At 41.2% G+C, this 19,134-nt stretch carries 14 protein-coding genes and 1 pseudogene; 11 read left to right on the top strand and 4 right to left on the bottom strand.

The features are described from left to right. Window positions 1–417 precede the first annotated feature (417 nt). Window positions 418–1,599 (bottom strand): class I SAM-dependent methyltransferase, encoded by a 1,182-nt coding sequence (locus NSTC745_RS31015; RefSeq protein ID WP_445634434.1) that lies wholly within the window; start codon window positions 1,597–1,599, stop codon window positions 418–420. Between the two features lie 299 nt (window positions 1,600–1,898). On the opposite strand from NSTC745_RS31015, the gene NSTC745_RS31010 reads away from it, so the two are divergent. Then, entirely contained in the window at window positions 1,899–2,627 is a 729-nt protein-coding gene (locus NSTC745_RS31010) for a 2-phosphosulfolactate phosphatase (protein WP_445634433.1), read from the top strand. Between the two features lie 53 nt (window positions 2,628–2,680). Here the strand turns inward: NSTC745_RS31010 and NSTC745_RS31005 are convergent, their stop codons facing one another. Continuing rightward, window positions 2,681–3,208, bottom strand: a complete 528-nt coding sequence (locus NSTC745_RS31005; RefSeq protein ID WP_445634432.1) for a hypothetical protein — start codon at window positions 3,206–3,208, stop codon at window positions 2,681–2,683. Between the two features lie 479 nt (window positions 3,209–3,687). Between NSTC745_RS31005 and NSTC745_RS31000 the strand changes: the two are divergent. The 4 genes and pseudogenes from NSTC745_RS31000 to NSTC745_RS30985 form a co-directional block, all read left to right on the top strand. Next, window positions 3,688–6,990: pseudogene (locus NSTC745_RS31000) on the top strand (phycobilisome rod-core linker polypeptide); the annotation flags it as partial. 444 nt (window positions 6,991–7,434) lie between these two features. Then, window positions 7,435–7,920, top strand: coding sequence for an allophycocyanin subunit alpha (apcA, locus tag NSTC745_RS30995; protein WP_445634431.1), 486 nt, complete (start codon window positions 7,435–7,437; stop codon window positions 7,918–7,920). A gap of 65 nt (window positions 7,921–7,985) precedes the next feature. Further along, window positions 7,986–8,474, top strand: a complete 489-nt coding sequence (gene apcB / locus NSTC745_RS30990) for an allophycocyanin subunit beta (protein WP_096538187.1) — start codon at window positions 7,986–7,988, stop codon at window positions 8,472–8,474. A gap of 226 nt (window positions 8,475–8,700) precedes the next feature. After that, the gene (locus NSTC745_RS30985; protein ID WP_073640732.1) at window positions 8,701–8,907 is read left to right on the top strand and encodes a phycobilisome linker polypeptide; all 207 of its coding nucleotides are present in this window, start codon (window positions 8,701–8,703) and stop codon (window positions 8,905–8,907) included. Window positions 8,908–9,130: 223 nt separating this feature from the next. Here the strand turns inward: NSTC745_RS30985 and NSTC745_RS30980 are convergent, their stop codons facing one another. Next, the gene (locus NSTC745_RS30980) at window positions 9,131–10,129 is read right to left on the bottom strand and encodes a hypothetical protein (protein WP_445634430.1); all 999 of its coding nucleotides are present in this window, start codon (window positions 10,127–10,129) and stop codon (window positions 9,131–9,133) included. A gap of 505 nt (window positions 10,130–10,634) precedes the next feature. Here NSTC745_RS30980 and NSTC745_RS30975 point away from each other — a divergent pair. The 6 genes from NSTC745_RS30975 (at window position 10,635) to NSTC745_RS30950 (ending at window position 16,801) form a co-directional block, all read left to right on the top strand. After that, window positions 10,635–11,405, top strand: a complete 771-nt coding sequence (locus tag NSTC745_RS30975; RefSeq protein WP_445634429.1) for a class I SAM-dependent methyltransferase — start codon at window positions 10,635–10,637, stop codon at window positions 11,403–11,405. Continuing rightward, on the top strand, window positions 11,402–12,130 hold the full coding sequence (locus NSTC745_RS30970) for a TenA family transcriptional regulator (RefSeq protein WP_445634428.1): 729 nt from the start codon (window positions 11,402–11,404) through the stop codon (window positions 12,128–12,130). Before NSTC745_RS30975 ends, NSTC745_RS30970 begins: the two co-directional genes overlap by 4 nt. A gap of 196 nt (window positions 12,131–12,326) precedes the next feature. Further along, window positions 12,327–12,878, top strand: coding sequence for a heme NO-binding domain-containing protein (locus NSTC745_RS30965; RefSeq protein WP_445634427.1), 552 nt, complete (start codon window positions 12,327–12,329; stop codon window positions 12,876–12,878). 16 nt (window positions 12,879–12,894) lie between these two features. Then, window positions 12,895–14,376: a sensor histidine kinase gene (locus NSTC745_RS30960; RefSeq protein ID WP_445634426.1), complete on the top strand. Its 1,482-nt coding sequence runs from the start codon at window positions 12,895–12,897 to the stop codon at window positions 14,374–14,376. A gap of 362 nt (window positions 14,377–14,738) precedes the next feature. Then, window positions 14,739–15,941, top strand: coding sequence for an FtsW/RodA/SpoVE family cell cycle protein (locus NSTC745_RS30955; RefSeq protein WP_445634425.1), 1,203 nt, complete (start codon window positions 14,739–14,741; stop codon window positions 15,939–15,941). Window positions 15,942–15,976: 35 nt separating this feature from the next. Further along, entirely contained in the window at window positions 15,977–16,801 is an 825-nt protein-coding gene (locus NSTC745_RS30950; protein WP_445634424.1) for a class I SAM-dependent methyltransferase, read from the top strand. A gap of 21 nt (window positions 16,802–16,822) precedes the next feature. On the opposite strand, the gene NSTC745_RS30945 is transcribed toward NSTC745_RS30950, so the two are convergent. Next, window positions 16,823–19,126, bottom strand: a complete 2,304-nt coding sequence (locus tag NSTC745_RS30945; protein ID WP_445634423.1) for a COG1470 family protein — start codon at window positions 19,124–19,126, stop codon at window positions 16,823–16,825. Between the last annotated feature and the right edge of the window lie 8 nt (window positions 19,127–19,134).

Raw genomic sequence — 19,134 nt, 5'->3', positions numbered from 1 at the left:
TTAACTTCTTATCCAATGTGAAAAACGAAACAAAGTCACGCTCTGTTGTATTAATAGAGCGTTCCATGAGGTACTATCAGAAAATGTGGCAATAATCAAGAATTAATGCCTGAAGAATTCCCAATTTCTGCAAATTTTGGTTTTTTTAGTGAATAATTGTCCTCCAAGATTTTTGTATCATCAGCATCTTGGTGTTGAAACTAAGTCGTTATTGAGGAGTAAAGACGCTAACTGCAAAGCAGAATTTGTAAAGTAGCGCCTTGTTGTTTGACTTTGCACCACTGCTGAATTCCAGAAAATTCTAACTTTTTGAGCGTGCAACACTCAGTTGATGGGGCACTTTTCTAATTTACATCAGATTTGCCAAAATTCGTGATGAGCGATCGCCCATCACCAAAACTCTAAATTAAACTGTCATTAAGCAGGTGTCAATAAAATCAACTGCTGTTGAACAAGCCTTCTAACGCCATCTAATTCCAATTCCACACCTGACAAAATTTCTGCCACTGTGGAATTAGCATCACACCTTTGCATAAATTCAAACTCTGGAACTGACAATTTCACAATCTGATAATCGTAATTAAAGAAAGATTGACTGGGAAATCCTTCGATACAAGGATTCAGTTCCCCAATTGCTGCCAATAGCGCGTTATCGTCTGACCAGTCGGCTTTAACTAAGGGAGGACGACCGAGGAAAAACTCGTAATGGCTAACTTCTGGATCTAGTAATTCTATCAGCCGATAACGTTGGCGATCGCTCAAACCTTGTGCCCGTTCTATCAACTCTGGCGCTTTACCCAAAAGTCTTTCTAAATTCCAAAAACTCGGATTCGAGAAACCAATAAACTCTAATCCCGAAGCGTCGATTAATTCAAACAGCGTCTCGATATTGTAGTCAATTTCCTGGGGATGAACGTACATATCAGCAAAGTGTTCGTCCTTGTGATTTTCTAACGACCAACGCTGTTTTTCATACTTGACAAGTCTATTGTTTTCTGGTAAAGAATTAAATATCTTGCGTCCGACTTGGACACCATCGCGGTAGTCGCCGCGTTTGTTGCCTTGGAGAAGTGCGATCGCTTTTTGCATGAGTTGAATTTCCCAGCGTCCCAACTCACCGTAGACAAAAATGTGCATCAAGCCGCCTGGAGCTAACTTTTTCGCCAAGGCTTGAATACCACCAATCGGGTCGGCGGTATGATGCAAAACGCCGACGCAGTTAATTAAATCAAACTCACCCGGTAACTGTTCCGCATCAAATAAGCTTAGGTGATGAAATTCAGCACGGGTAGCCCCAGAACGCTGACAACGCTCTTTTGCAATATCCAAAGCACCGCTACTGAGGTCAATCCCCACAACAGTAGCCTGAGGATTGAGGTGAACCAAGTACTCTGTACTTACACCGGTACCGCAACCAGCATCTAAAATGCGGACATCTTGCTTTTGGGGTTTTTGACTAGTGCAGAAATTATAAGCGGCTAGCCAATTCCATCGCCAATTATACCCTGGAGGTGGTTCATCCAACAAAGCTTCTGGCGGAAAGGGGTAGGTATTGTAGAGTTTGGCAACGGCAGCACTAACAGTTTGGGAATCCGACATGATGAGGAATAACGCAGCAGTTTTGAGTTTATCGAATACTGGACACTTCAGGGTAGACAGATAATTGCTTGCGATCGCTATCAGAAAATGTGACGCTTGATTATTCCAACTTTATTAAGTATGGATTTTGTTTAAATAAAAACACTATTTTAAAGTAATCAACTAGATAGTAAAAAATTTAATTTATATATTATCAGGGTTAAAGCACTAAAGTGGTTACTACAAACCTTTAATTATTTACACTTGCTTACTTATCTATGGTTGAATTTCTATAATATTGTATAAAAGCGATCGCTCTTATGATTTACGAGCAATCAGAGTTTGATTTACGTTGCGAATGGGGCGCACAAGGAGTTTCTCAACTTGCTTCTATCAGCAATGTAGTAATAATAGTTGATGTTCTCTCTTTTTCTACTTGTGTAGAAATTGCCACGAACAATGGTGCAATAATTTTTCCCTACGCATATAAAGATGAATCAGTTATAGATTATGCCAAATCTCTACAAGCAGAATTGGCGAGTCATAGACAACGTTGGACAATAACTGGATATTCTCTTTCTCCAAAGTCACTAGAACAAATTCCCGCTGGAACTAGATTAGTTTTGCCTTCACCTAATGGTTCTTTTTTAACTTTGCATACTGGAAATACACCAACTTTGGCTGGCTGTTTGCGAAATTGCCAAGCTGTAGCCGAGTTTGCCCAAAAGTATGGTGACAAAATCGCAGTGATTCCTGCTGGTGAGAGGTGGAAAGATGATGGTAGCCTCCGGCCTGCATTTGAAGATTTGATTGGTGCTGGAGCAATTCTTAGCTACTTACCTGGTAGTTTATCCCCAGAAGCCAAAGCAGCCGTAGCAGCATTTCAAGCTTTCCAGCAGGATTTAGTAGGATATTTGAAAAAATGCGGTTCTGGTAAAGAGTTGATAGAAAAAGGTTTTGAACCAGATGTTGAACTGGCGGCTGCATTTAATATTAGTAATTGCGTACCCTTGTTGATTGATAATGCTTACGTAAATTCCAGACTATAGAATTAATCAGCAAGAAAGTAACTCCCTGATTAATTCATTCTGAATTCTGATTTTTAAAGGTCACATTGATTAGTTTGACAATATTTTGCATTGTCGATAAATTCTTGCAAGCTTCTCAAGGGTATTATCTGCAATGACGACCCGTCTTGCACCTCAGCAGTGATGTAAGCAAACTTTTGCCCGCGATAATATAGGTCGCGACCAACTTTGGTCACATACCGAGACTTCTGGAAGTCATTAGCAATCTGAGAATTATAAATATTTTGTAACAATTTCACAGCATTGGCATTTTTTGTGGTGAATTTGAGACCGCCACCACTAACAGTGATTCCTTCTTTTGTTACAGTCCCATCTTCAGAAGTAACATCCGCATAAAAGTAGAGTTTTCCCTTTGTACCGTCATAGCCGTGGGCTTCGCTGTTGTATCTCAAAGCGGGTAGTTGAGGTCTTGTTTTTGCCCACTTGACAACGGTGTTGATATTTTGACCGGGAAGCGCGTTTGCAGGAGTGACAGCCAGTAGAATTGCGATCGCAGACACAGTAGCATTGAATAAATAGTTCAGCTTAAAACTTTTGCTCATACGTATTTTCACCATAGAAAATGTTGATACCTAAAGCCTAATTTCCATGAATTAAGATGAATTTGCACGGTAACGTTATTTTATGAATATTAAGCTGTTAGTAGCAAAAAAAACTTAGCACTGACTAATAACCACTGTCCACTGAGGTGACTCTAGGGCAGTTGTACAAAGGTTGCCCATTCTTCATTAGCCATAGGACAAATGACCATAACAATTAGTTACAAAACTTAGTTTTGTCTCAGGCAAACAAGATTATCTATTGGGATTTGATGCATTAAAGCTACATATTCTACATACTTCTTAATAAAGCAGCCTTAAGAACCCAAAACGTTTTAATCTAAAAGCTAACTGGGTTAATTTACTGGCAGTTTTGCAGGCAGTACTCTTAGGCTCATAAGCATAGACGCACCAATGTGTCAAGCCTCAAAGCGACCCAGACTTAACACATAAACGATTATGATGGGAGTTTTACAAATCCGATGAGTGTTAAGGCAAGTGGTGGAAGCTCAGTTGCGCGTCCGCAACTATATCAAACCCTAGCTGTAGCTACAATTACCCAAGCGGAGCAGCAAGACCGTTTTTTGGGTACTGGTGAACTAAATGAACTGGCAAGCTATTTTGCATCTGGAGCAAAGCGTCTAGAAATTGCCCAGACGCTCACGGAGAATTCCGAGATCATCGTATCTCGAGCTGCCAACCGGATTTTTGTCGGTGGTTCGCCAATGGCTTTTTTAGAAAAGCCCAGAGAACCGGAACTAGTAGCTGCTAGTGCTGCTAGTGGTGATGTTCAACAGGGGATGCAACTAGGAACAATAACTTACGTTGAAAGCCGTGGTGGGTTCCTAGAAAATTTACGCTCAATCTTTAACTCATCCCCCTCAGGCCCAACACCTCCAGGTTTTAGACCAATTAACATTGCTCGTTACGGGCCGAGCAACATGGCCAAGAGCTTGCGGGATTTATCCTGGTTCTTACGCTATGCTACTTATGCGATCGTTGCTGGCGACCCCAACATCATCGCAGTGAATACACGCGGTTTGCGGGAAATAATTGAAAATGCCTGCTCTGGTGAAGCGACAATAGTGGCTTTGCAAGAAATTAAAGCCGCGTCACTTTCATTTTTCCGTAGAGATCCTGAGGCTACAGAAATTGTGTCTCAGTACATGGATGTTTTGCTTACAGAATTCAAAGCAGCCACACCTTCCAATAAACTGCGCCAGCGTCCTTCTAGCGACCAACAAGGCTTGCAACTGCCACAAATTTACTTTAATGCGGCAGAACGGCGTCCCAAGTTTGTCATGAAACCTGGGTTGTCAGCTACCGAAAAAAATGAGGTAGTAAAAGCAGCCTATCGGCAAATCTTTGAGCGCGATATTACCCGTGCTTACAGCTTGTCTATTTCTGACTTAGAATCCAAAGTCAAGAATGGCGACATCTCCATGAAGGAGTTTGTTCGTCGTCTAGCTAAATCTCCTCTTTACCAAAAACAGTTTTACCAGCCTTTTATTAACAGTCGAGTCATCGAACTAGCTTTCCGTCACATTCTGGGACGGGGGCCGAGTAGCCGCGAAGAAGTACAAAAATATTTCTCAATTATTTCTACCGGTGGTCTGGCAGCTTTAGTAGATGCTTTAGTAGATTCTGCGGAATACGGTGACTATTTTGGCGAAGAGACAGTACCTTACCTCCGGGGTCTGGGTCAAGAAGCCCAAGAATGTCGCAACTGGGGGCCGCAACAAGACCTGTTTAACTACAGTGCGCCTTTCCGTAAGATACCTCAGTTCATCACCACATTCGCGGCTTACGAGCAACCGCTACCAGACCAACATCCTTACGGTTCTGGTAATGACCCCTTAGAAATTCAATTTGGGGCGATTTTCCCGAAAGAAACCCGCAACCCCAGCACCAGTCCCGCTCCTTTTGGCAAGGATACCAAACGCATCCTGATTCACCAAGGGCCAGGGATTAATAACCAAAATAGCAATCCCTTGGCACGGGGTGAAGCTCCTGGTAGCCTTGGACGCAAGGTGTTCAAGCTGGATCAATTGCCTGGGACTGTTGGTAGAAAGGCTCCGAAAAATTCTAGTATCAGATTTTCCGAAAGCTCTACCCAAGCAGTGATTAGAGCTGCCTACCTACAAGTTTTCGGTCGGGATGTTTACGAAGGCCAGCGGCAAAAGGTATTGGAAATCAAGCTGGAAAACGGTGATATTTCCGTGCGGGAGTTTGTCCGTGCTTTGGCTAAGTCGGATGTATTCCGTAATTTGTACTGGTCATCGCTGTATGTTTGTAAAGCGATCGAGTACATTCACCGTCGTTTGTTGGGTCGTCCTACTTACGGTCGTCAAGAAATCAACAAGTACTTTGATATCGCCGCTAAGCAAGGCTTTTACGCGGTGGTTGACACCATCATTAACAGCGTAGAATACAGCGAAGCATTTGGTGAAGATACAGTTCCTTACGAACGATATCTGACCCCTGCTGGTGTATCAGGGCGGCAACTGCGCGTTGGTACTATTCGTGAAGATATTACCCCGAATGTCCAGAAGGAACAAACACCGAGCTTTGTGACACTGGGTACTGTTAGTGAAAAACGGACAGAACCAGATATTCAGTTCCGGATTAACCAAGGTGTTAGCAAACAGCGCGAACAAACCAAAATCTTCAAGTTGGTGGCGAATACCGGTGACAAAGTTGCAGTGAAAACTTTGATTAGCGCTGCCTATCGTCAGATTTTTGAACGCGATATTGCACCTTACATTGCCAAAAATGAATTTTCGGCATGGGAAAGCAAGCTAGGTAATGGCGAAATCAGCGTGAAAGAATTTATTGAAGGTTTGGGTTACTCAAATCTCTACCTGAAAGAATTCTACACACCCTACCCCAACACGAAAGTAATTGAGTTGGGAACCAAACACTTCCTGGGACGTGCGCCACTAGACCAAGCAGAAATCCGCAAGTATAACCAGATTTTGGCGACTCAAGGTATTCGTGCCTTTATCGCTACTTTGGTCAATAGTGTGGAATATAACGAGGTCTTCGGTGAAGATACTGTACCTTACCGTCGCTTCCCGACCCTACCAGCAGCAAACTTCCCGAATACCGAGAAGCTTTACAATCAGCTGACCAAGCAAAATGACGACGTAGTTGTACCGAGCTTTAAGCCCGTGCAAACCCGTCCCGGATCTAGCGATACACCGCTTTTAGCCCAGGCGATCGCAGATATCGCAAGCCAAAAGGCGAGCCAGCCCTCCTATGCCGAACTGGGTCGTTCTTACAGCAATGGTAGCGGACAACCCGTAGAACTGGGCGTGCGAAAACATGCACGTATTTACCGTTTGACAGAAAGTACGAGCTTTGCAGAAAGACAACAGGCTCTTAACGCCATTTACTCTCAGGTATTGGATATCTACAGCGGTCAAGTGCCGGATAATTTCCGCCTGACTGACCTAGATAGCAAACTCCAGAATGGTGAAATTTCTGTCCGCGAGTTTGTCTGCCAATTGGCTAGTTCCGAAATCTATCGCCAGCGCTTCTTTTTACCTTATCCGCGTGCCAAGGTAATTGAATTCCTCTTCCGTCATCTCTTGGGACGCGCACCCGCGACTCAAGAAGAAATTCGCCAGTACAACAAACTGCTAGATGATAGCGGTTTGCCAGGGGCTGTAAAAGCAATAGTCGAAAGCTTAGAATACAGCCGCTACTTTGGTGAAGATGTTGTGCCTTACAACCGCTTTCCATCTGTGCCAGCAGGTAACTACCTTGGCAGCGTGCAGGCGGCTGAATAGGGAATAGGGACTAGGGACTAGGGACTGGGGACTGGGGACTAGGAAGACAAGGAGACAAGTTACAAAAAGTCTTTCTCTTTGTCCTACTATCTTCTTGCCAGTACCCAGTACCCAATCCCCAGTCCCTAATAGCCTTCGCAACCTTTCGTAATACTGCTCTCAGATTGCAGCTAAAAGAGTAAATCTGAAAAGTAATATTACAAAGTGTTAAGAGCAGTCATAAATGCTCAACAGAATGCCGGAAAATGTTTTGCGGAAGGTAGCTGAGTTTAAAAGCTTGTGTACTGATGTTGGCTCAAGCAAACTCGTAATTTCTTAGCCGTAGCAGTTATGAAACTGTTGTGTCTAAAACAATGAGAAAATAAACTCAGTTAACCAAATCAAAGTCGCACCAGTTTAATCAAATCCTGGTTTCATTCGTATTGGAGGAATCCATTAATGAGTATCGTCACGAAAGCGATCGTGAATGCTGACGCAGAAGCCCGCTACCTAAGCCCCGGTGAATTGGATCGGATCAAATCCTTTGTAGCGGCTGGTGAGCGCCGTCTGCGGATTGCTCAAGTTTTGACAGAAAATCGCGAACGGCTAGTTAAGCAAGCTGGCGACCAACTGTTCCAAAAGCGTCCTGATGTTGTGTCCCCTGGTGGTAATGCTTACGGTCAAGAATTGACAGCTACTTGTCTGCGCGACCTAGATTACTACCTCCGCCTCGTTACCTACGGTATCGTTGCTGGTGACGTTACCCCCATCGAAGAAATTGGTGTTATCGGCGCCCGCGAACTGTACAAGTCCTTGGGAACTCCTATCGATGGTGTTGCTGAAGGTATCCGTGGGTTGAAGAATGGCGCTGCTACACTGCTATCTACTGAAGATGCTGCTGAAGCTGGTGGCTACTTCGACTATCTAGTTGGCGCCCTACTGTAGGCTGAAGCTATTTAGCTGTTGAAACAGAAGTATTGCAATACGGTTGGAAATAAGGAATTAACAACATGGCTCAAGACGCAATTACCGCTGTCATTAACTCTGCAGACGTTCAAGGTAAATACCTCGACTCTGCTGCTTTAGAGAAGCTAAAAGGCTATTTCTCTACTGGCGAACTGCGGGTACGTGCTGCTAGCACCATCAGTGCTAACGCTGCTACCATTGTCAAAGAAGCTGTAGCAAAATCTTTGCTGTACTCTGACATCACCCGTCCTGGTGGCAACATGTACACCACCCGTCGCTATGCTGCTTGCATTCGTGACTTAGACTACTACCTCCGCTATGCCACCTACGCTATGTTGGCTGGCGATCCTTCCATCCTAGATGAGCGCGTACTCAATGGCTTGAAGGAAACCTATAACTCCTTGGGTGTACCCGTTGGTGCTACCGTGCAAGCTATCCAAGCAATCAAGGAAGTAACCGCTAGTTTGGTAGGTTCTGACGCCGGTAAAGAAATGGGCGTTTACTTAGACTATATCTCCTCTGGCTTAAGCTAAGAGCTGGTTTGCGCTTAAGAATTTAGGTGCGGCTTTATTAAGGTCTGGAAATCAACCGTGAGTGCTAGAACGTTATATTGCTTATCTTGGTCAATTATCAGTGATGAGTGTTGGTGGTCTAGTATTGATGTTTGATTTCCAGCCTTGGAAAAAATAATTTAAAGATTTGCACTCAAGATTTAGAGATAAAAAAGTTTCCACAAACAATACAGGAGATTTTCAGAACATGGCCCGTTTGTTTAAGATTACTGCTCTAGTTCCCAGCCAAACCCGAATTCGTACCCAACGCGAACTGCAAAACACCTACTTCACTAAGCTAGTTCCCTATGAGAACTGGTTCCGCGAACAGCAACGCATTCAAAAAGCAGGCGGCACAATCATCAAAGTAGAACTAGCAACTGGTAAACAAGGTGCTAATACTGGTTTGTCGTAATTGCCGTAGACAGAACATTTTTTTAGGGAATTGGTAGGAGGTCATTTTCGACCTCTTTTTTGGTAAGGATTTATACTACAACAAATCTGGTATTGCTAAGAAAACACGTGTTGTCATGATTGCGCTAAACCAAGATTGTTACAAGGATTTTCAAGTTCTATCAAAATTGAGAAAGAGGTCTATATTAGACCTCTTTCTTTTTTGTTGTTCGTATTTTTGAAAATTAGAATTTAAACATATTTACTAGGCGATACCCGCGAGTGTAAAGCGGAACTGGAGCGCCAATATTTTGCCTATTTTTAGCTTGTTCAACAGTCTCATCAAACACAATCAGCGTTTCATTGCCAACTTTCAACCAGTCTTCATAAGGCACGCTCATATCTTCTTCTACACCAGCAATACTAGGTGGTATCATTGCTCGGTAAGCTTCGTTGAATTTCCTGCGGAAGCGAAAATCTACTGAAATTCTCAGACCTTCGTTCTTTCGTCTTACAGTTTGGTGTAATCCACGGGCATCATTAAAGTACATCGTACCGTGTTGTAATTGTGCTTCAGTGTAGGAAACAACCATTGGAATATCTCGACCTTCATCGAAGTCTGACATTACCTGCATAGCCTGTAGTTCCATTTCGCGGGGCATTTCACCAGCTTCGATGGTTATATTATCGATATCGCCAAATAGTGGCAGAACTACTACAGTGGCATCAGCGGGAACACCTGCCCAAACGTCGCTATGGCACTTCGAGCTAGCGAAGGGCAAACCCAACTTCGTTGCGTCTGTTTTGCCGTAAACCATACGGAGGTTTACTGGTAAATCTACTGCATCGATTAAGTCATTTGCTCCTAATTGATAAAAAGCCTCACCTACGCTTTTTTGAAAGAGGTTAAATGCTAAAGTGTGTTCTCGCTTAGGCATTAAAAGACCGGTGCCGGTGTAGTTCGCCAAAGTATTTCTTGCTTCGAGTAACCGTTGAAGCATTTCAGCTTCTGAAAGAATGATGGGACTATCCAGGCAAGCTGAGATGTAACCGGCAGCAGCAACTCGGATTTGCTGGAATAACTCAGGCTTTAATGTGTGTTCAAACAGCAGTCGATACTGGCGTTTGGTAGCCATTTTATCAGCCAGTTCATCAAAGAGGCGATCGCCTAGTTCAGAAAATGCGAGCGCACATTCGTGTTCTAAGCTAGACGCTGGTGATTCTACTGCCAGTTTTGTTAACATTATTTCCCCACAAATTTATTCTAAATTAACTAAATAACTTGATGTATCCCAAGCTAGTTTCTTGTCAAAACGAGCCTGGTTATTATAAATTAACAAGATTATCTTACTGATACTTCGTAAAATCTACTGTTTTACTTTTGCCATTTTTCTTGATGAAAAAAGCAAATTTAACTATTTTAATAAAGTAGAGATAAACTGAAATATCGAAGAATAAAACTGTTTATATGTAAAGTATATTTCAATTGAAAATATTAAAATTTCATGAGCGCGAATAATTTTTAATTGCTTTTTTTGAAGAAACTGCAAAGTAAATTAGATTTATTTCCCATAAAGCTTGAAAATATTCAATTTGAAAATACAGTAAATGTTGTAGATAAAAATCGGTACAATCAACGTTAATAATTAAATTTGTAAATGCTAAAAGATATATATTATCGGTATTAAATACTGATAGGTTGTAATTTCTCAAGCCAAACATAAATCAAATATAAAGAAATAGTTTAAAATGTCAACTTTGGATCGTAAAAACTCAACTAGGAACTTATATAATCGCACAGCATCAGAGTGGATTAGAGGAGAACCTATTTCTTTATCAGACTTTACAGCACGCCCTTTCGTACTAGGGCTTTGTGAGCCTGTTAGTGGGTTGCGAGTACTGGACATAGGTTGTGGAGAAGGTTATTGCAGCCGAGAATTACGCCGACGTGGAGCTGCACAAGTACATGGAATAGACCTTTCTCAAGGCATGATTGAAGCAGCAACTTTGCAAGAAGTAAAAGATGGTTTGGGTATTAGCTACGAAGTCGGATGTGCTACCAACCTTAAGCAATTTAATGATGGTGAAATTGACTTAGTTGTTGCAGTTTTTTTATTTAATTATTTAACAATTGCTCAGACAGAAGAATGCATGACAGAAATTGCACGGATTCTTCGTCCTGGTGGCCGATTTGTATTCAGCGTTCCCCATCCATCCTTTCCATATATGCGGGAGCCAGGATATCCATTTTATTTTGAAGTTGAGGGTAAAGGCTACTTCAGCAAGCGAGATCGGCAGTTTCCGGGTCGTATTTGGAAACGAGATGGTTCCTGGCTAAATGTGCAATTGATTCACAAAACTCTTGAAGATTATTTTAATGCTTTTAAAATTGCTGGCTTCAATACGATGCCAATTCTACAGGAATTGCGTGTGACTCCAGAACATATCACATTAGATGAGTCATTCTTTAGCCCCTTACTTGACCAACCTCTCCATTTAGCCATACAAGTATCACGATGACACAAACACTTTCTTTAGCTAAAAATTCTTTTCAAAAAATAGCTGATAATCATCCTTTATGGAACCATGAGTTCCTAATGCAGTGTCGTACTGGAAATTTATTTCTACCAGATGTACAGATACTAGCTGTTCAAATGTACAAATTCTCAAAAGAATTTAATCGTATCCTGGCTAGCATCTTGTCTTGCTGCCAAGATGAAACTACTCAGTTAGTCATCTTAGAAAATCTGTTTGACGAAATGGGACAAGGAGATGTAAGTAAGTCCCACCCAGAACTGTTTCGTCAATTTACCCGCGCACTTGGTATCCAGGACGAAGCTTTAGCAGCATTACCTACTGCACCCGAAACCCGCGCTTTGATTGATACTTACTTACAGATACCTCACAAGTATGGCTATTTAGCTGCGCTGGGTGCTGTCTGTTATGCTTCTGAAGGGATTGTTAGCTCGTTGTACACACAACTATATAAAGGAATTGTCGGCGCTGCTCCCTTACCTCAAGAATCACTGATCTTTTTTGAAGTTCATATTAATATCGATGACAGTCACGCCGCAAAGCTAGCAGCGGTGATTGAAGCTCAAATTGGAATGATTGAAGACGATATCAAGATTAAACAAGCAATTTTAGAAGCTATGGATGCGAGAGTGCAATTTTTTAACGGAATTCAACACCAAATTTCTAAATATAACTTGTCTAGTAATTCATTGCTTCTTGCAACTGCATAATCGTAGGCAAAAGTAAAGCGTGTAAATACGGTTGTGACTTTGCTAGAACGTAGTATTAAAATGCGAACAGTTTTACTGATTTTTGGGTTTTAAAACTGTAATCAGACATTTTAAGGTTTAACTACAGGAAATATCGTCATTTTTAGTCTCGGTCAAATTCACGAAGCAAAATTAGGTGCAACAAGAGGAGACTTCCATGTATGGATTAGTGAACAAGGCGATTCAAGACATGGTGTACAGTCGCTTTAGCGAAGAAACTTGGAAAGTAATTAAGCACAAAGCAGAGGTGGATGTAGATGTTTTCATCAGTATGGAAGGCTATCCTGATGACATCACACATAGACTAGTAAAAGCTGCTAGTCATGTTCTGGGTTTATCTCCCACAGAAATTATGCAAGCCTTTGGGGAATTTTGGGTTCAGTACACAGCCGAAGAAGGCTATGGCGAAATGATGGATATGAGTGGAGATACACTACCTGAGTTTTTAGAAAACCTCGACAATCTTCATGCTCGTGTAGGAGTTAGTTTTCCCAAACTCCAGCCTCCATCATTTGAGTGTACTGATATGGAGGAAAATTCTCTCAACTTACACTATCGCTCTGATAGAGAAGGGTTGACGCCGATGATTCTTGGTTTAGTCAAGGGATTGGGAACTAGGTTTGATACACAAGTTCATATTACCCAAACCCAGAGTCGAGATGAAGGTGGCGAACACGATGAATTTTTAGTGATTTATAAACCAAATTGACCGCAGGACAAGGAACATGGCTCCTCCTTACCTTACGCTTTCACCAGAGTTACTGGCGAAAGCTTTTCCTTTCCATTTTGTATTTAACCGCGATCGCAAAATTGTACAAGCTGGCGATGTTTTAGAACGTATTAGTCCAGAACCACTAGTTGATAAATTGATTGAGCAGCATTTCCAAATCAATCGTCCAAAAATTTTGGTGGATTTTGATTCTATTAGTAAACAGTCTCGTGCCCTGTTTATCTTAGAATTTCTCCACAATCGAATGCAGCTCAAAGGTCAGATGATGTATCACCCAGAGCAGGAGGTGATATTTTTTTTAGGTTCTCCCTGGATTACAGATACGACTAGTCTTGCTCCTTTGGGTATCAAGCTTAAAGACTTTGCAATTCACGACCCAATTGTTGATTTTCTGTTTTTGTTACAAGCACAGAACACTGCTTTGGCTGATGCCAAAAAGTTAACAGGTGAACTCAAACAACAAAGAACGCAACTACGCAGTGCCCTACAAATTAAAGAAAATCTTGCGGAAATTGCTGAGGCTCAAGCTAAAAAATTGGAAAATTCCCTCAAGGAACTCCAGCAAACTCAAGCCCAATTAGTTCAAGCTGAGAAAATGTCTAGTTTAGGGCAATTAGTTGCGGGAGTTGCTCATGAAATTAATAATCCCGTTAACTTTATTTACGGTAATATAAAATTTGTAAAGGATTATACGGAATCTTTGCTGAAGCTGGTGCATCTTTACCAGCAATTTTATGCCAATCCCACGCCAGAAATTCAAAAATATATTGAGAAAATTGAGTTAGATTTTTTACTAGAAGATTTGCCCAAAATCCTCGATTCAATGGAATTAGGAGCCGAAAGAATATCAGAAATTGTCTTGTCTCTAAGGAATTTCTCGCGCCTTGATGAAGCGGAGAAGAAAAGTGTTGATATTCACCAAGGATTGGACAGTACTTTGCTGATTTTACAAAATCGCTTCAAGAGCAGCGTCGATCATCCTGGTATCAAAATAGTTAAAAATTACGGTAATTTGCCTTTAGTAGATTGCTACCCCGGTCAACTAAACCAAGTATTCATGAATATTATTAGTAATGCCGTCGATGCTCTCGATCAGCATAACAGTAAACGAGGAATCGCAGAAATTCATGCTTATCCTAATACTATTACAATTACTACAGAAGTAATTGGAACTAACTGTGCGATCCGAATTGCTGATAATGGCTCAGGGATACCAGAAGCAGTGAAAGAACGACTATTCGATCCATTTTTTACGACTAAGCCTGTTGGAAAAGGTACAGGATTGGGTTTATCAATTAGCTATCAAATTGTGGTTGAAAAACACGGAGGAACACTCAAATGTATATCAGAACCAGGACAAGGAACTGAGTTTTGGATTGAAATTCCTTTATCTGTAAAAAAGCAAGCAGTTAACTCAGAATTTATAATTCAGAGTTCTGAATTGAGAATTCAGAATTCTGAAGCAATACAGGTTTGATGCCTAGCTGCTAAACCTATTTGTTGTACTTCATTAGCTGGAAATTCGCTATTTTTAAGATCGAATTATTTTTTAGATATATTAAAATTTTTATTTGATTTTTGAATATTATACCATTTTGGATAAATTCCGCTTCTGGATGCAAATTGCTATAGATGGTGCTTTGGTAGCATTGGTTGAGCAGGAGTTAGCGATCGCTATATAAAAACAGCTGGCAATTACTGATTGCTAAGGCTTGAGTATCTGTAGCAACTTACACTCCTAGTATTGTAAAAACGGTGCATCAGATTACTGAGTTATGGGTTATGATTTATGAGTTTTATTCCTAACTTTTAATTCTTAACTTTTCACCTATAGCGATCGTGAATCTACGCCACCTGATTCCATTTTTCGATAATTCCGTCTCCAACTGGGCATTAGAAGCGCGGTTGTTGCGCTGGCTAACATTCATTTGGCTGTTCGTCGGCTTGATTATGCTATTTTCAGCATCCTATCCCGTTGCGGACGCACGTCATGACGATGGATTGTACTACTTTAAACGGCAGCTACTTTGGGTCTTAGTTGCCTTATTCGGATTCAATACTATTGTTAACTCGCCATTGCAGAAAATTTTGGGACAATCCCATTGGTTTTTGATGGTGTTTTTGACATTGATTTTCGTGACGCTGATCCCTGGATTGGGAAAAAAGGCTTTTGATGCAGCGCGTTGGATAGCGATCGGGCCAATTCCCATTCAACCTTCGGAATTGATTAAACCCTTTCTGGTGCTGCAAAGTGCGCGGCTTTTTGGTAATTGGGAACGAATTGGTTGGCGGGTTCGCTGCGGTTGGCTGGTGATTTTTGGTCTAGTACTTTTAGGAATTCTTGCTCAGCCTAATTTAAGTACGACAGCACTTTGTGGTATGACTATTTGGCTAATTGCCTTAGCGGGTGGGTTACCTTACAAGTATTTGGGAGGGACAGCGATCGGTGGAGTGTTGTTGGCGCTACTGAGTATTAGTATCAAAGAATATCAGCGTAAGCGAGTGATGTCCTTCCTCAATCCTTGGGCAGATGCAACAGGAGATGGTTACCAGTTGGTGCAGAGTCTACTAGCTGTTGGTTCTGGTAGAACTTGGGGGGCCGGATTTGGGCTTTCCCAACAAAAGCTGTTTTATTTACCAATTCAAGACACGGATTTTATTTTTGCTGTGTTTGCTGAAGAGTTTGGTTTTGTTGGCAGTATGGTGCTGTTGGCACTTTTAGCGATATTTGCGACTCTGGGATTAGTGGTGGCGTTGAAGGCGAAAAATTCAGTGCATCGATTGGTGGCGATCGGTGTGACGATTTTGATGGTAGGACAATCATTGCTGCACATTGGTGTTGCTACAGGTTCTCTCCCAACTACTGGGTTACCCTTGCCGTTGTTTAGTTATGGTGGTAATTCCATGATTGCTAGCTTGATAGCTGCTGGGTTGCTGATTCGGGTAGCACGCGAAAGTAGCGAAGCTGAGGTAGTACCGTTGCGAAAACCACTGTTGTCAAATGGGCAAAGACGCCGAACTTTTCATAAAACTAGGAATTGAGCTATCAAAAGCCAAGTCTGAGGCTTTTTGAAAAAATGAAAGACTTAAAACAAACAATAATCAGCTACTCTAGCACAGACCTCGAACAGCGCAAAAATTGGTATTCTCCGGCAGCACAGGCTTATAATCAGGCAAGGCCTCGCTATCCTCAAGCTTTGATTGAGCAAGTTGTGGAAGTTGCTCAACTTTCTACTGAATCAAAAATTCTAGAATTGGGTTGCGGGCCTGGAACTGCAACGGTAGCATTTGCTAAATTGGGTTGCTCAACGATTTGCTTGGAACCCAACCTAGATTTTTTTCAGCTAGCTCAATACAATTGTCAAACCTATTCCAATGTCAAGATTGAAAACACATCCTTTGAAGAGTGGCAACTTAAACCACTTGAATTTGATGCCGTTTTAGCAGCGAGTTCTTTTCATTGGATATCGCCGGAGGTGGGATATCCCAAAGCCGCAAATGCTCTCAAAGAAAATGGCTATTTAATTTTGTTGTGGAACAAAGAACTTCAACCTAGCTACGAAGTATACCAAAATTTATCCGAAATCTATCAATTACATACTCCATCTCTCGATCGCTATGAAGACCAAGCAACTCAAGAATATATCTTGAGAGAATTAGGAAACATGGCCATTGATTCGGGACAATTCAAAGATCTAAAATCTGGGCAGATTATATCAGAAGTAACCTACGCTGTTGATGAATATTTAACACTTTTAAACACTTACTCGGCATACATAAAATTAGATCCACATACCAAAGAGTGTTTATTTTCAGCATTGAGGCATCGCATCGAAGATAATTTTGGAGGTAGTTTGCAACTTTCGTATATCTCTGCTTTTCATGTAGCCCAAAAAGTATAAACTATCAAATTTTTTGGACGATTACCTCTGAGGTAAAGGACTCTTAAAGGGGTTGCTGGGTGGGAGATTAGGTGGAATCGGGTTAATGGGAGGTATGGGAGTAGGCTGTGGTTTTGGAATGAATTGGATTGCAAATCCTCTCTCCTGGGGTTTCTGGTTACCAGATATATCATTAACTTGCAGTATAATTTGAGTTGGAAAGGCTCGATTGACTATAAGCTGCTTTGAGCCGCTTAGTTCAACGTCCCCATAGGGCTGAAGTTTAACCTGAATGTTTTCTTTTTCTCCTTCTACTCTCCAACGCAGAGTAGCAGTTGTTCCTTCATTGAGTTCTAAATTTGGTTGTTCGCTACCGTTGATTGTGAAAGAGGTTATCTTAAATGGTTTTGGTAATATTTCGATTTTAGATTCGGTCTTTTTAGAATCAGTTTTTTGACTTCCATTATTAGGAAAAGCTTTGATTTCAAAAGCAAATTTACCGGCTTTATATGCTAGGAGAGGAATATTTGCACATTGCAGTTGTTGATTTTGTTGCGTGCAAAGTTTTTGCAGTTTCGGGTCGGTAATATTTCCTTTATTAAATTTATAAGTAATTGGTTCGCTGTATGATGTGCCATCATCTGCACTGCCGGTAATTTGAATTTGTCCCAGGAGAAAAGGACGGTCAATTGCCCAACTTAAAAGAATGTTTTGACCTTTTGTATATTGTGTTTTATCTGCTTGAAAGTTAATCACTTGGGCAATGGGTTTCTCAGCTATTTCTACTTGAGTTGTTTTGCTTGCTACTTGCTCTTTTCGAGAGAATTGTATATTATTACGATAAAAAGCTTGTAATTCAAAAGTATAACTACCTTTGGTCTTCACTCCAGTTTTTACATTGCTACAAATGAGTTCTTGTTTTTCTCGCACCTGACAAGGAGGTATTCGATCGCCGGCTCCTTTACTTAGTGGTTCAGGAATACCATTGCTGAAATCATAAGTAATCGGTTCAATCGGTTGTGAACCTTTAGTTGTGATAATTAACTTTTGCAACTGTTTATATTGTTGAATTTTCCAATTCAAGGCTACCTCATCGCCTTCAGTAATTCGAGAGTTAGTGGGATCGAAAGATTCCAATCTCAAAGGTTCGGGATTTAAAATTCGCCAAATAATAAAGCCTAGCCCTCCCAATAAACCTAGAATTCCTAAAAGCAACAGGAGAAATTGCCACCAAGGACGAGGTTTCCATACCAATGTTCCTTGGGGGAATGTGTTAGGTAAAGGTAAACTTTGTTGATCTTGAATCTCAATTTTAAAGTTGACAATTAATCCTGTACCAAACCACGGTCGTCGCCACCAAGGTCTAGGTTTGACCGTTAAATTGGCGATCGCACTTCTACTAGGTAATAATCTCACCTCAGTAGGATCGAAACTATAAGTATAAAGTTGTTCTTCGTCTCGATTTTTTAAGCTCAATATTAGTTCGCGGACAATATTACCTCGGTTAGCTAGTGATAATTCATACTTACCAAGGCTACGGCTAACTTGTCCCAAGATGGTATTAAGTTCTATATCTAAGCGATAATTTGTGGGAATTTGAATGTATACCAAATCCAGTAGCACTAAATCTGGAGAGTTTTCCGAATACAAGCGAATTGTTGGAGAATAATTTCCAGCTAAAGTATCCGCAGGTGGATGAAATTTCAACAATATTTGACCTTGAGTACCAGGGTTGAGTTCGAGTGCGGTTACGTCAGATACTAGCCCTTGTCCCTCGAATCCAGTTGCGGGATAATTAATTGTGAACCAGTCATCGTCTAAATCTGGGCAAGTCAAGCGAAAACGGTCTACACGAGCAGAACGATTATCAACTATTACCTCAACTTGTAAAGGTTCGCTAAAATTAAAAATTAATTGTTTGTTGGGGTTAGTGTTAGGTCTAATGAAAAATGTCGGGTCGTTGAGCCGAATTGCAGTCTGTTCTTTTTGTAGAACCTTAATTTTATTCGGGAAACTTAGAGGAGTATCTTGGGGATAATGAAGAGGAGAGTCTACAACTAGGGTATAGTCATAAGTTCCTACGAAAGCATCAGGGGCAATTTGAAATTCAAATACTACTTCGTCGCTATTTTGCCCTGAATCTAATGCTAAGCTTTCTCTAGGAGAACTAGACCAGCCTGTTAAATTTTGAAATACCTCATCAAAAACAAAATATAAGTCAATAACCGCACTTCTATCTCCCTGATTGCTCACAATTACATAGAGAACAACGGTATCTCCTGGCATCCCAAATTGAATATCGGGTGGGTTGATATAAACTTGTAGTGGGTTGAATTTAGCTTGCATGTCTCGAC

It is taken from the genome of Nostoc sp. DSM 114161, assembly GCF_052692665.1.
This window is presented reverse-complemented; position numbering and strand designations above follow the sequence as displayed.